Origin of the sequence: Shewanella sp. GD04112, from assembly GCF_029835735.1 — a bacterium.
GTDB lineage: Bacteria > Pseudomonadota > Gammaproteobacteria > Enterobacterales > Shewanellaceae > Shewanella.
On record NZ_JAOEAL010000001.1, the window covers coordinates 3,951,127 to 3,964,253 of the forward strand.

A 13,127-nucleotide genomic window follows, 5' to 3' on the forward strand; every position below is an offset into this window, starting at 1 on the left:
CCTTTCAAAAGTTTAACCTTTTGTCGGTAATCTCATCACCTAAGCGATTAGCCTAGTGATTTTGCAGCATTCAGCACATTTTCAACGGTGAAACCGAAGTGCTTCAGCAGCACGTTGCCTGGCGCAGACTCACCAAAAGTGGTCATGCCAACAACAGTGCCTTCGAAACCAACATACTTGTACCAGAAGTCAGTATGGGCCGCTTCGATAGCAATACGCTTAGTCACAGCTTTTGGCAGTACAGATTCTTTGTAAGCGGCATCTTGCTTATCAAATTCAGTGTTTGATGGCATAGAAACAACGCGAACTTGTTTGCCTTGCTCGGACAGCGCAGCCGCAGCTTCTACCGCTAATTGCACTTCACTACCAGTTGCAATCAGGATGTACTCAGGCGTACCTGCACAGTCTTGCAGTACGTAAGCGCCTTTTGCCACATTCGCTAACTGCTCAGCAGTACGTGCTTGAGCCTTCAGGTTTTGACGGCTGAATACTAGTGATGTTGGTGCATGACGACGTTCGATAGCCGCTTTCCAAGCCACTGCGGTTTCAGCCGCGTCACATGGGCGCCATACCGCCATGTTTGGCGTCATACGCAGGTTAGCTAATTGCTCAACAGGTTGGTGAGTTGGACCATCTTCACCTTGACCGATAGAGTCATGGGTGTAAACGAAGATGTTTTGAATGCCCATCAGTGCAGACATACGTACTGCGTTACGTGCGTATTCCATGAACATCATGAAAGTCGCGCCGTAGTTGATGAAACCACCGTGGAGTGACACACCGTTCATGATGCCGCTCATACCGAACTCACGCACACCGTAGTACACGTAGTTACCTGCTGGATCTTCTTGAATACCTTTAGAACCTGCCCACAAGGTCAGGTTAGAACCCGCTAAGTCAGCACTGCCGCCTAACAGTTCAGGCAGAACCGCACCGAAGGCGGCAATCGCGTTTTGTGACGCTTTACGGCTCGCAATGCCTTCGCCTTTGGCTTGGCATTCTTGAATAAAGGCTTGCGCTTTAGCTTCGAAATCAGCTGGTAATTCACCTTTCAGCACACGGCGCTCGTATTCGGCAGCCAGTTCTGGGTAAGCAGCAGCGTAAGCGGCAAACTTGTCATTCCAAGCCGCTTCACGGGCGTTACCGGCTTCTTTAGCATCCCAACCTGCGTATACGTCGGCAGGGATTTCGAATGGCGCATGTGGCCAGCCTAAGAATTCACGGGCTGCAGCGATTTCAGCATCACCTAATGGTGCGCCGTGGCAATCGTGGCTGCCAGATTTGTTTGGTGAACCAAAACCGATAATGGTTTTGCAGCAGATCATGGTTGGCTTGTCGGTCACCGCTTTTGCCGCTTCGATAGCCGCGCGAATCGCATCGCTATCGTGACCATCAACGTTAGCAATCACGTGCCAGCCGTATGATTCGAAACGTTTTGGCGTGTCATCGGTAAACCAGCCTTCCACATGACCGTCGATAGAGATGCCGTTGTCATCCCAAAATGCGATCAGTTTGCCTAGGCCTAAGGTACCTGCCAGAGAACAAGCTTCGTGGGAAATACCTTCCATCAAGCAGCCATCGCCGAGGAAGCAGTAAGTGTAGTGGTCAACAATCTCATGACCTTCACGGTTAAACTGTGCCGCTAAGGTTTTTTCTGCAATCGCCATACCCACAGCGTTGCTGATCCCCGCCCCTAATGGGCCAGTGGTGGTTTCAACACCAGGGGTGTAACCGTATTCTGGGTGACCCGGAGTTTTTGAATGTAACTGACGGAATTGCTTCAGTTCATCGATAGGCAGGTCGTAGCCAGTCAGGTGTAATAAAGAGTAGATCAGCATAGATCCGTGACCGTTAGAGAGGATAAAACGATCTCTATCTACCCATTTCGGATTGTTCGGATTGTGCTTAAGGAAATCATTCCACAGCACTTCAGCAATATCTGCCATGCCCATTGGGGCGCCAGGGTGGCCTGAGTTTGCTTTTTGAACTGCATCCATACTTAACGCACGGATTGCGTTGGCGAGTACTTTACGGGAAGACATGCTCTCTCCTGCTTAATTTGTGGGGTCTAGCGGGCAATTTGGACGCATATTTTCCCCTACATAGCGAAGCGACGCAAACGAAAATTGCATTCCACTGTCCAGTCTGGTGGATTACACCTTTGAAGGTTTAGGCGAATTCATCTTAAAACACATTAAACACATTTGTAATACAATAATTCAAATATGTTATATCCTTTATTACATTGCCCCCCATAACGATAAGGCTACAACCTTGGTTTGAGCTTAGCTCAGCGACAACTTACCCACCTCATCTGGAACAAAAACCACATACCACTATCAATTCATTGAGTTAGAGCAGAAACTCCAGCGCCACAAACTCTCTCCGATTTGGGGCTTACCTCACTTTACACACAAATATTTAGTTTAGGGGGTGTCAACCAAGGGAAATTCCACTAAAATAGCCGTCTAGATGTAGATGCTTCTACACGTTTGATTGCTAACGACGAGATTTTCCTACTATGGCAAAGCACTTGTTTACTTCTGAGTCGGTCTCAGAAGGTCATCCCGATAAGATTGCAGATCAGATTTCTGATGCTGTGCTAGACGCGATTCTGGCCCAAGATCCTAAAGCACGTGTTGCGTGCGAAACATATGTCAAAACTGGCATGGTATTAGTAGGTGGCGAAGTGACCACCTCTGCCTGGGTTGATATTGAAGAGCTGACCCGTAAAACGGTTCGTGAAATTGGTTATGTCCATTCAGATATGGGCTTCGATGCCGATTCTTGCGCAGTATTAAATGCGATTGGTAAACAGTCTCCAGACATCAACCAAGGTGTCGACCGTGCCGATCCAAAAGAACAAGGTGCCGGCGACCAAGGTTTAATGTTTGGTTATGCCAGCAACGAAACCGACATTCTGATGCCAGCGCCAATCACCTATGCCCACGCATTAGTGAAGCGCCAATCAGAAGTGCGTAAAGATGGCACTCTGCCATGGTTACGCCCTGATGCGAAAAGCCAAGTCACCTTCGCTTACGAAGACAACAAAATTGTCGGTATCGATGCGATCGTACTGTCTACCCAACACAGCCCAGACATCGCCCAAGCGGATCTGATCGAAGGCGTGATGGAAACCATCATCAAGCCAGTTCTGCCAGCACAATGGCTGAACAAGGACACTAAATACTTCATCAACCCAACTGGCCGTTTCGTTATCGGTGGTCCAATGGGTGACTGTGGTTTAACCGGTCGTAAGATCATCGTAGACACCTACGGCGGTATGGCACGTCACGGTGGTGGTGCTTTCTCTGGTAAAGACCCATCAAAAGTTGACCGTAGTGCGGCCTACGCTGCCCGTTACGTAGCGAAAAACATCGTAGCTGCGGGTCTGGCTGACCGTTGTGAGATCCAAGTGTCTTACGCTATCGGTGTGGCTGAACCTACGTCTATCAGCGTTGAGACTTTCGGTACAGGTAAAGTGTCTGAAGAAGTCTTAATCAAGTTAGTCCGTCAACACTTCGACCTGCGTCCATACGGCCTGACCGAAATGTTGAACCTAGCTCGCCCAATCTATCAAGCAACCGCCGCTTATGGTCACTTTGGCCGTAACGAGTTCCCTTGGGAAGCGACGGATAAAGCTGACGCACTACGCGCCGATGCTGGTCTGTAATCTGCATTAAGCTCACGCTTTCGCTCGTAAAAAACCGCCTTAGGGCGGTTTTTTTTATGCTTAGGATGTATTGCCTAACCCCATCATAATCAGCAAGATGGCTTTCACTATAGGCAAAAGACAGGGACTCAATGAAGCCGTTAATCGCACAACTCCAATCCTGTTCTTGGGCGACCAAGGTGGGCCATAACGAGCCCATGGCCAAAACCTTAGGCAGCCTAGAAGACATAGCCACTCATCTTGAAAGGGATCCAGACCGTTTTTTCGAACCGCCCTACTCCAAACCCTATGAAAGCTTATGTGTTAGCGACCATCAGCAAGCCGACAGATTAAAGCCCCAAGTCTCTAGCGAAATCGTCGCTCAAATCGCTAAAGCCGCCTATCTGGAAATCTGGAAAATAGTACCCGTTGCTGAGATTTGCGCACTGGTGTCAGATGATGCCGATACCTTAGCCACTTTACTGTTAGCCAATGCAACGCTCTCAGAATTTACCCAAGAACGTTTAGCCTGGTACTTGCAAGGACGGCTTCCTTTTGGCTATCAAGGGAATTATCCGACGGGGGAATGGTTAATCCTATAACTCGGATTAACAGTGGTCAAAATGAGCGTTTTGCATACACAGCAGGTTTATCTGCGCGGCGGATAACAGTACACAGTCTTGCACGCCGATTATCCTTGCACCTTGAACGGCCTCTGGTGTTAAACGTTCTATAGCCGTGCTGTAGGCATTGGTTCTACCGCAATCGAGCCAACAATCCTCAATCTGCAGCCAATAGTGGGGGCGACTGTCGTCGCAATCGACTTCAAATCCACGGGCTTCGCATTGCTGCAACGCACTCTCGGATAGCAAGACTCGCAAATTATCCCAAGCCGACAAATTGGCATTGGCGTATGTCGTCAGCAGATTGCTGACCAAGGTATCACTCACTATTTCTCTCCAACCAAAAGGCTTTAGCCTCGGGTCCTGGCATCGCCTTGGCGTATAACCAGCCCTGCACATAACTCACCCCCGCCGCTTTAACAAACTCGGCTTCTTCAGGGGTTTCAACTCCTTCGGCAATCAAACTAAAGCCTAAACTATTACAAAGCTTACAGATTTGCAGATACAAGGTACGCCCTTTTGGCTCGCTGGTATTGGCCAGAATACTGCGGTCGAGCTTAATCCCATCCACATTGATCCGACTCAGTAAACTTAAGCTAGAAAACCCTGTCCCGAAGTCATCTAAGAAGAAGCTAAACCCATGTTGTTTAAGCTGCTTCATGCTGTTATCGATACGATTTAAATCCAACATAAAGGCCGATTCTAACATCTCAATTTCGACTCGGTTGGCGACGCTGCCTAACCTTTCATTCATGGTCGCCAACAATTGGGGATCGGTAATATTGTTTGGGTCGATATTGATGCTCACTTTTGGGTAAAAGCCTTCTAATTCCCAGCGAGCGAGATCCTCTGCAACCGTATTAATCACAAAGCGGTCGATGATATGGGAATAGCCCGCACGCTGAAAAGCATCAATAAAATACGGCCCCTTTAACTTACCATGCTCATCCTTCAGGCGAATAAGCGCCTCATATCCAACAACATGATTAGTGCTTAAGGCAATTTTAGGCTGATAGTGTAGTTGAAGCTCCCCCGCCAAGACTTCTTTGATGGTCTTCTCGAGGTTTAATTCGGCCTTAAGTGATTCGGACTGCTGCTGTGAATAATGCTGCTCCGTCATACGGTCTATATCCGCTTGAAACTGCACACGTTTAATTAATTCACTATCAAACTCATAGTGCTCAGACATCAAGGAGAAACGTCGTACAAAGGGCAGATAAATCAATACCCCAAGTCCGATTAATAACACTTGGAAAAACACCGCGCTCAAGTGCCCGCTGGCAATGTAAGCGTTGAGCAGTGGCGGTGTGATCCAAGGGAAACTGTGCCCCTCAAAGCTTAAGATCCCAACATGGATAGCACTGTAGGCCAAGATAAAATTAACCAGTGGCGATAGAATAAACGGCACTAATAAGCGCGGATTAAAGATAATCGGTAGGCCGTAAATCAGAATTTCATTGATGTTAAAAATCGCAAAGGGTGTGGCAATTTTCGCAATATGCCGAGTGGCACTGTCTTTAGCACCGATAAAAATGGCAATGATCAGCGATAGCGTCGCGCCACTGCCACCATAGAGAATAAACAAGTCCATAAACTGGCTCGCAGTCAGGTGCGGCACCAATTCCATTAAGCCATTATCGACACCAATTAGCAGCAGATAGGCGTTATCGCCATGCACTCCAAAACACCAGAGCACATGAGTGAGCAGGATCCGCATAAACAGTTGCACACCTAGGCTAGCTTGTTGCAACCCTTCTATAAATGGCGCAAATAACCATTCTAAAAAGATAGAAGCTTCGGCAACGATGGCAAACAGACCGATAAAACCGATCACTATAGGGAAGAATAAATTTAAATGTTGTTTTAAGTAACGACTCAGCGCCTTCGCTTTAATCAGTTGCAGCCCCTTCCATGCACTCAAAAAACGTAATAAATAGGCAGAGATAATTGGCAAAACCGCAATCCGCGGATCCGCCAAAATGGCGCGTACATAATCGAGATTAAATACATTCCCCGTATCTTGGGCATTAATGGCGAGTAAAATACTGAGCGACAAAGAACACACCACAATTGCCGACAGCTGCAGATATTTAGCGAAGTGAAAAGACAAAGAAATCAGTGCAAGTAATGGAAAAATCTTTGAAAGTTGCACCGAAAAAAAACTAATTCCCTGATGAAACGCAGAGCCTTGCCAAGTCGGAATACTGATATCGAGTAAGGCAATAATCAGCGAGAGAAACGAATTAATCAAAATAAAAGGCAGTAACGCGATAAAGGATTCACGTATCGAAATGAGAAAACTTCTATCAAGAAATTGGCGTAGCTCAAACTTCATAGCAGCATTTATATTGATTAGTATTCTCTAACCATAGTCGATACAGAGTATTCCTCATAACGATATGCACTAAATACTGAGTTTCCAAGCAAGAACAAGTGTCAATCTGGATGTTCACTAAGCTTGAGTGCGCGCCACCATTAAATAGTAATCTCTTGCCGAAACGGTAAAGAAATCGACCACTTGCATTGTTGCCTTTTGGGTATGAGCGGCAAAGGAACGCTCGTTTTCCTCGGCAATAAAGGTCACCGCATAGGCAAAATGAGGGGCAAGTTGCTGATAAATCCCCTTCACCAACGCTTCAAAAATCCCCTGACCTCGATAGTGTTTATCTATCCAAATGGGGCCATACTGACAAGTATTCAGCTTCGTTAACTTAGGGCCGTCCCACTCGGCCTTAGCTAAGCGATTAAGGAGCGTGCGATAAACTGGCCAAGTTTCGAAAAAGGCCCAACGCCCGGCAATCACATAACCAATAATCCGCTCTTTATCCTCGGCCACCACCACCCAATGTCGAGTCACTAATTCGGTCAGCTCACTACGGCCAAAGGCTTGCCCCTCCAAGCCCATCGCCGAAGACGCCAGTTCATCATTGAGGAAGGTTCTTTCTAATAAAACTAAAGAATCAATATCTTGCGTCGTAGCTGGGCGTATATTTACTGTCATTATCTAAACTCAATTTGGCGAGCAATGTGGCTGGCGGCGCGCCAGTATACAGGAGTCCTAAATCATCCCAATAATAGATGCATAAAAACTGATGTTTTTTTAGCCCATTGATTTGCAAATTATCCTGTTGTTTCCCAAACTTAAGGCATATTTTTTGCCCTTTAGGCGCCACCATGTTGCCCGAAACCATCAACCCCAATGTCAGCCTGCTCGATAGTGACCACCAGCAAGTCAATCTCGGTCGCTGGATGCATCAATGCGAGTTGATTAAAAGCTATTACAGCGCCACCAGTGTGTTTGTGCTGCAAATGACTCAATCTGGTTTTGAAGTGATTGTCAGCTCAGTGAGTGAAACGCCACTCTTTACCTCGGGTACTTTGTTTGCGAGCGACTTTCCCCTGTTTGAACAACTTAAACATAGTCCAGCGGAAGGAGACTATCTTAATCTCGGTCGTTTTATGCTCGACGAACTGCCACGGGATTTTGATGGTATTCAACATATTCTCTCCCGCCCTATCGCTTGGCCCGACGGCAGCCAATTTGGTTCGCTGTGCGTGTTAAATCCCCATATGGTCGAGCCCGCGAGCAACAGCGCCATGCTCGAGCCGTTCCAAATTTTATTGCAGCAGGAGTTATCCCTGTTATGCCAAAACCACCGCATTGAATCCCTATCGATGCGCGATCAAGAGACCGGCATGCTCAACCATTATGGTTTTATGATGATGGCGCCTAGGCAACTCAATCTAGGACGCCGTTTTGGCGCCCACGCAGGAATCGTCTTCTTCGAGTTAACAGAAGCAAATTCGTCGGAAAATACTTTAGAAGAGAAACACCATAGACTGCTGGGCAATTTGGTCCAAGATACTATTCGCACCGCCGATGTGGCCGCCCATTACAGTGAGACTCAATTTGTGGTGTTAGCTTTCGTCGATAGCGAGCGCGATATATTGCACATTATGAAGCGGGTCGAAAAACAATTAGAACAACAAAACCCCCATCTAAAACTCGATGCCAGTTACAGCTTCTTTACCCCAGAATCGACGGCCAAGTTAGCGCCCATGATGGAAGATGCGCGCTGCAAACTGAAATCCATGCAGCCAGAGCCTGAACCAAACCAAGCAAATCAAGCGCCCAAGTTCGATGCCGAGCAGTATGATAATCCCGCCGCCGACTCGGCCGAGCTCTAGCTTTTACGCGGGATTAATCTTTAGGAAGCTCATCCTGACGCTTCGCCCATTGGATAAACAGCACCACGGGATAGGGTGACATCAATACGAGTCCTAAACCAATGAGGCTTGAGATCAGTAACATACCGCTGATTTCTAGACTCCATTGGGTCAACATATAGATCCCAAGTCCACAAACTAACATCAAAACACCTAACCAATGTAAAAACTTCAATAAATTCATAGTACTTTTAATGGTATCTGTCATATAAACCTCTTTTTATCTCCCGCTAAACTTGTACACTATGGCCATGAATACGGAAAAAGGAACTGAGACAATGTTAAAACAAACATTTCTATTAAGCGCATTGCTTTTTGGTTTAACCGCATGTCAGAGCACTGACGTTGCCAATCAGGACACAGTGCCATTACAGGGAAGTTGGCATATTGAAGCCGTTCAAGGGCAACCCACAGTGGATTACAGCCCTGCGCAAATCACCTTCGCTGATGAAGGTAAACTCTCTGGCAATAACAGCTGCAACAACTTCTTTGGTCAATACAGCCAGCAGGGACAGGCGCTAAAAATCATTCCTGGCGGCAGCACGATGAAGGCCTGTGTCGATGCGCTGATGCAGCAGGAGCATAAAGTGATGCAAGCCCTGCCATTGGTCGCTAAAGCTAAATTAGTGCAAGGGCGTTTAACACTGCTTAGCAGCGACGATAAGCCCGTCCTCGTCTTAAGCCAGCTTAAATAAGCTCGCTTCGATAATAAAAAACCGCCTAGTTGGCGGTTTTTTTATTATTCGATGAATTAACTTTTCGTCGCGGCGTTTTCACTCGCGGCATTTTGCTCAGCAATCATAGCACTCTGCACCATGTCGGCATTGTAATGCTCAACATCGAGCTCATCTTCCGACTTAGCAATCACAGTCGTCGCCACTAAGTCGCCAGAGACGTTTACCACGGTGCGCGCCATATCGAGAATACGGTCAATCCCCGCAATCAAGGCCACGCCTTCTAAGGGTAAGCCCACGGTCGAGAGCACTAAGGTCAGCATCACTAAGCCTGCACCCGGCACACCCGCGGTGCCGATTGAGGCTAAGGTCGCGGTTAAAATAATCGTGAGATAGTCGACCCAAGTTAAGTCGATACCAAAGGCCTGCGCCACAAACAGCGCGGTCACGCCTTGGTATAAAGCCGTACCATCCATATTGATGGTGGTCCCTAAGGGCAGCACAAAGCTAGAGATCTTCTTATTTACCCCGAGATATTCGCTCGCACATTTCATGCTTGCAGGTAAGGTACCCGCCGAACTCGAAGTGGTAAATGCCACCGCCATCGCATTGCTGATCCCCTTGAAAAAATGCAGTGGATTCAGCTTGGCAAATAGGCGCAGCACTATGCTGTAGAAGCCTAACACGTGGATAATACAGCCAATATATACGGCAATAATCACTTTAATCAGCGGCCACAGCATATCGATGCCATACTCGCCCGCGACCCATGCCATCAGACCAAACACCCCGTAAGGTGCAAGCTTCATCACCATGTCGGTGAGTTTGTACATGGCCTCGGCAAGGCTTTCAAATACCTTGATCGCAGGCTTACCATGGTCGCCAATCAAGACCAAGGCAATCCCTAGCGCCACTGCAAACACAATGACTTGCAGGATTTGACCACTCGCCAAGGCGGCAACTGGGTTGGTGGGGACTATGTCTATTAGGGTTTGCATCACCGAAGGCACTTCTTTCGCCGTTTGTACCGCTTCGTGTTGCAGTAAAGGCACGCCCGCCCCGGGTTGCACCACATAGCCCACGGCTAAACCTAGGCTAATCGCAATCGCGGTGGTGCACAGGTAAAACGCAAAGGATTTAAACCCAATTCGGCCCATTTTGGCGGTGTCTTCCATCGAGGTCACACCGACAATCAATGAACAAAACACTAAAGGTACAATCAGCATCTTGATGGTATTCACAAACAGGGTGCCAATAGGTTTCAGGTAAGAAGCCTGCTCACCTAAGCTGACGCCCACCGCAATCCCCAACACCATACCAACGAAAATTTGCAGCCACAGGGGCACTGACATCCAGGAAGACCAGATCCGGCCTAGGGCTGATGACCTTTGTTTTGACATGTTTATAACCTTGAGTTTGAAATGATGATAGGGCTGAGCCTTATCCTTGGCGGGACTAACTTAAATTAGCCAGCCGCCGAGTCTAACATAAGGGATAAAATTCTAAGGATGATCTATATCACGTTGATGCCAACCGCTGCAAAATCCAGCGAAGGCAAAGCCTAGGCTTCAAATTGCACCGAATTGACTGAGGCGGCAAAACGTTGGCGATAAAGGGATGCGGGCGGCTGCTCGCACTCGATAAGGTAGCTCCAATAGTCATCGTCAAAACCGCTGAAGAGTGACTGATTATCCCCCTGCGATTTGAGGATCAAATACCACCAAACCAGCCCCCATAGTCCAAAAGTGATTAAGGTAAGTACAAAGTGCATCCCATGATTAATCTGAAGATCTTTTTGCACATCATAGGGTTGTAAAAACCTTGGTTTAAAGCGACGAGTTGATTTTACGAATGCCATAATCGCACCACTCCCTTAGGGTGAAAACCTTATTCAAGCCTAGCAGATTAGACTTTAGTCGTACAAAAATTAGCCGTGATTAAAGCAGGATTTGAAACGCTGCTCACTCGTTCTTCTAAACGGTTCCGTGCTAAAGTGTGCCGCCGAATAAAAGCCGATGCATAAGCGTCATCCCCATACACAAGAGCGGTAGAGGTACTAACCGCCGAGGAGTTGTTATATGTTGATCCGTAAAGCCAAAGTGCAAGATCTCACCGCCCTAGTTCAATTTAATCAGGCAATGGCGCAGGAAACCGAAGGCCTCGCCTTAGACGAAACGCCCCTGATTAAAGGCGTCAATACCCTACTGAATCACCCTGAGAAAGGCTTTTATCTGGTGGCCGAAATCGATGGCGACATTGTCGGTTCGCTGATGGTTACCTTCGAGTGGAGCGACTGGCGCGCCAAAGATTATTACTGGATCCAAAGCGTTTATATTCGTCCACAGAATCGCCGTCAGGGGATTTATGGCAAGCTCTATGCTGAAGTGAAACAACTGGCCGAAGCCAATGGTGGCGCCGCGAGTTTCCGTCTCTATGTGGAGCAGGAAAATACCGCCGCTCAGCAAACCTACCAAGCGCTAGGGATGAAGCAGAGTTACTATCTGATGTACGAGGAAAAGTAATAAAAAAAGGATCGGGCATCACCCGATCCTTTCGTTTCAAACCACTTTTGATTCCAAGCTTAGCTTAACAAGCCAAACAGAATAGCGGTCATCGCCAGCAGGCCCGCAATAATCACAAACACGTTGCTGATGCGGTTACGGTAAGCCTTCAGAGCCGGCACTTTGTACACAGCATACATTGGCATTAAGTACAAAATTGCCGCAATAATCGGGCCGCCCAGCGCCTCAATCATCCCCAAAATACTTGGGTTTTTAATCGCAACGGCCCAAATCGTGGCAAACATAAACACTAAGATAAACTTGTTCAGCTTGTTCTCACTGATTTGTTTGTTACTTGAGCGCAGCTGCTTAACGATAATGCCCTTCATGCCCTCAGTCGCGCCCATGTAGTGGCCAAAGAAAGAAGACACAATCGCTACAAACGCGATGAAAGGCCCGAAATAGCTGACAAAACCACTGTCATGCACGTTCGCAAGGTAAGATAAAATCGGCAGATTCTTCGCCTTAGCTTCAGCCAACTGTTCTGGCGACAGCGATAACACGCAGGAGAACACGAATAACATCACAAAGCCGACTAACATCATCGAGGTATTACGCAGGATCACATCGGCCTTACGGGCCGCGTTGACACCATGGTCACGCTTAAGGGAAACCGAAAATTGCGAAATTGCTGGAGAATGGTTAAAGGCAAACACCAATACAGGAATGGTTAACCATACAGTGCCTAAAAAGGCGCCGGTGTCAGGCACGACTTGCAGTGCATCCATTTTCCACTCTGGGATCAGATAGATGGACATAAAGGCCAGAATCCCCACCAGCGGATAGACCAGCAGCTGAGTCACCTTTAGCATAAATTGCTCACCAGCAACCATCACGGCCATCATGCCGAAAATCAACACGCCTGACAGCAGGAAACGTGGTGGTGAGGCCATGCCCAACTGGTTGACGATAAAGCTGTCGACTGTGTTAGTGATCCCCACACCGTAGATCAACACAATGGGATAAATCGCTAAGAAATACAGCAGCGTAATCGCCTTGCCCGCGCCAATCCCAAAGTGTTCTTCAACGACTTGGGTAATGTCACTGCCGGGAATACTCGATGAACATACGAAGCGTGACAGGCCGCGGTGGGCGAGATAGGTCATTGGGCCTATGATGATGGCCATCAAGACTAAGGGCCAAAAACCGCCCATGCCCGCATTGATAGGAAGAAATAGAATGCCCGCCCCCACAGCGGTACCGAATAAACTTAGCATCCAAGTGGTGTCTTGGCGCGTCCATGGTAAGTGCCTTGTTGTGCTTTCTTGCGTGCTTTGAGGTGTTTCGAGAACACTGATCGCATCTTTTTGCATATTAAAATTACCTTACGGTGATACCGCATAAAAAATTCGGCGTAAGGATAGCGAAAAAGCTTAAGCAAAAGTTGATC

Annotated in this window: 13 protein-coding genes; 5 read left to right on the forward strand and 8 right to left on the reverse strand. The window is 47.6% G+C overall.

Going from position 1 to position 13,127, the window contains the following annotated elements:
• Positions 1 to 47: 47 nt before the first annotated feature.
• Positions 48 to 2,042 (reverse strand): transketolase, encoded by a 1,995-nt coding sequence (gene tkt, locus N7386_RS17395; RefSeq protein ID WP_279769983.1) that lies wholly within the window; start codon positions 2,040 to 2,042, stop codon positions 48 to 50.
• A gap of 479 nt (positions 2,043 to 2,521) precedes the next feature.
• Between tkt and metK the strand changes: the two genes are divergently transcribed.
• Together metK and N7386_RS17405 are read left to right on the forward strand one after the other, a co-directional pair.
• Entirely contained in the window at positions 2,522 to 3,673 is a 1,152-nt protein-coding gene (gene metK, locus N7386_RS17400) for a methionine adenosyltransferase (protein ID WP_011621567.1), read from the forward strand.
• A gap of 131 nt (positions 3,674 to 3,804) precedes the next feature.
• Entirely contained in the window at positions 3,805 to 4,254 is a 450-nt protein-coding gene (locus tag N7386_RS17405; RefSeq protein WP_279769986.1) for a hypothetical protein, read from the forward strand.
• A gap of 6 nt (positions 4,255 to 4,260) precedes the next feature.
• Here the strand turns inward: N7386_RS17405 and N7386_RS17410 are convergent, their stop codons facing one another.
• From N7386_RS17410 to N7386_RS17420, 3 genes are all read right to left on the reverse strand, one after another.
• Positions 4,261 to 4,602, reverse strand: coding sequence for a hypothetical protein (locus N7386_RS17410; RefSeq protein ID WP_279769987.1), 342 nt, complete (start codon positions 4,600 to 4,602; stop codon positions 4,261 to 4,263).
• Positions 4,595 to 6,610 carry an EAL domain-containing protein gene (locus tag N7386_RS17415; protein ID WP_279769989.1) on the reverse strand — a complete coding sequence of 672 codons (2,016 nt, stop codon included), beginning with the start codon at positions 6,608 to 6,610 and terminating at the stop codon, positions 4,595 to 4,597. The genes N7386_RS17410 and N7386_RS17415 overlap by 8 nt, the downstream gene beginning before the upstream one ends.
• Before the next feature lie 117 nt (positions 6,611 to 6,727).
• A complete protein-coding gene (locus N7386_RS17420) occupies positions 6,728 to 7,276 on the reverse strand; it encodes a GNAT family N-acetyltransferase (RefSeq protein ID WP_279769990.1) in 549 nt (182 codons plus the stop codon).
• Positions 7,277 to 7,449: 173 nt separating this feature from the next.
• Between N7386_RS17420 and N7386_RS17425 the strand changes: the two genes are divergently transcribed.
• Positions 7,450 to 8,463 carry a deoxycytidine triphosphate deaminase gene (locus N7386_RS17425; RefSeq protein ID WP_086903749.1) on the forward strand — a complete coding sequence of 338 codons (1,014 nt, stop codon included), beginning with the start codon at positions 7,450 to 7,452 and terminating at the stop codon, positions 8,461 to 8,463.
• 13 nt (positions 8,464 to 8,476) lie between these two features.
• Here the strand turns inward: N7386_RS17425 and N7386_RS17430 are convergent, their stop codons facing one another.
• Complete coding sequence (locus N7386_RS17430) at positions 8,477 to 8,710, reverse strand: hypothetical protein (protein WP_086903750.1); 234 nt, start codon at positions 8,708 to 8,710, stop codon at positions 8,477 to 8,479.
• Positions 8,711 to 8,780: 70 nt separating this feature from the next.
• Here N7386_RS17430 and N7386_RS17435 point away from each other — a divergent pair, with 70 nt between their 5' ends.
• Entirely contained in the window at positions 8,781 to 9,197 is a 417-nt protein-coding gene (locus N7386_RS17435; RefSeq protein WP_011718162.1) for an META domain-containing protein, read from the forward strand.
• A 56-nt stretch (positions 9,198 to 9,253) separates the two neighbouring features.
• On the opposite strand, the gene N7386_RS17440 is transcribed toward N7386_RS17435, so the two are convergent.
• Both N7386_RS17440 and N7386_RS17445 read right to left on the reverse strand, forming a co-directional pair.
• A complete protein-coding gene (locus tag N7386_RS17440; protein ID WP_086903751.1) occupies positions 9,254 to 10,576 on the reverse strand; it encodes a dicarboxylate/amino acid:cation symporter in 1,323 nt (440 codons plus the stop codon).
• A 161-nt stretch (positions 10,577 to 10,737) separates the two neighbouring features.
• The gene (locus tag N7386_RS17445; protein ID WP_279769994.1) at positions 10,738 to 11,034 is read right to left on the reverse strand and encodes a hypothetical protein; all 297 of its coding nucleotides are present in this window, start codon (positions 11,032 to 11,034) and stop codon (positions 10,738 to 10,740) included.
• Between the two features lie 220 nt (positions 11,035 to 11,254).
• Here N7386_RS17445 and N7386_RS17450 point away from each other — a divergent pair, with 220 nt between their 5' ends.
• Positions 11,255 to 11,698 (forward strand): GNAT family N-acetyltransferase, encoded by a 444-nt coding sequence (locus N7386_RS17450; RefSeq protein ID WP_279769996.1) that lies wholly within the window; start codon positions 11,255 to 11,257, stop codon positions 11,696 to 11,698.
• A 59-nt stretch (positions 11,699 to 11,757) separates the two neighbouring features.
• Here the strand turns inward: N7386_RS17450 and N7386_RS17455 are convergent, their stop codons facing one another.
• Positions 11,758 to 13,050, reverse strand: a complete 1,293-nt coding sequence (locus tag N7386_RS17455; protein ID WP_011718165.1) for a serine/threonine transporter — start codon at positions 13,048 to 13,050, stop codon at positions 11,758 to 11,760.
• Positions 13,051 to 13,127 lie beyond the last annotated feature (77 nt).

Excerpts from the sequence above, each read along its gene's own strand:
- tkt (WP_279769983.1), bottom strand. The coding sequence starts at position 2,042 with ATGTCTTCCCGTAAAGTACTCGCCAACGCAATCCGTGCGTTAAGTATG.
- metK (WP_011621567.1), top strand. The coding sequence starts at position 2,522 with ATGGCAAAGCACTTGTTTACTTCTGAGTCGGTCTCAGAAGGTCATCCC.
- N7386_RS17405 (WP_279769986.1), top strand. The coding sequence starts at position 3,805 with ATGAAGCCGTTAATCGCACAACTCCAATCCTGTTCTTGGGCGACCAAG.
- N7386_RS17415 (WP_279769989.1), bottom strand. The coding sequence starts at position 6,610 with ATGAAGTTTGAGCTACGCCAATTTCTTGATAGAAGTTTTCTCATTTCG.
- N7386_RS17420 (WP_279769990.1), bottom strand. The coding sequence starts at position 7,276 with ATGACAGTAAATATACGCCCAGCTACGACGCAAGATATTGATTCTTTA.
- N7386_RS17425 (WP_086903749.1), top strand. The coding sequence starts at position 7,450 with ATGTTGCCCGAAACCATCAACCCCAATGTCAGCCTGCTCGATAGTGAC.
- N7386_RS17430 (WP_086903750.1), bottom strand. The coding sequence starts at position 8,710 with ATGACAGATACCATTAAAAGTACTATGAATTTATTGAAGTTTTTACAT.
- N7386_RS17435 (WP_011718162.1), top strand. The coding sequence starts at position 8,781 with ATGTTAAAACAAACATTTCTATTAAGCGCATTGCTTTTTGGTTTAACC.
- N7386_RS17440 (WP_086903751.1), bottom strand. The coding sequence starts at position 10,576 with ATGTCAAAACAAAGGTCATCAGCCCTAGGCCGGATCTGGTCTTCCTGG.
- N7386_RS17445 (WP_279769994.1), bottom strand. The coding sequence starts at position 11,034 with ATGGCATTCGTAAAATCAACTCGTCGCTTTAAACCAAGGTTTTTACAA.
- N7386_RS17450 (WP_279769996.1), top strand. The coding sequence starts at position 11,255 with ATGTTGATCCGTAAAGCCAAAGTGCAAGATCTCACCGCCCTAGTTCAA.
- N7386_RS17455 (WP_011718165.1), bottom strand. The coding sequence starts at position 13,050 with ATGCAAAAAGATGCGATCAGTGTTCTCGAAACACCTCAAAGCACGCAA.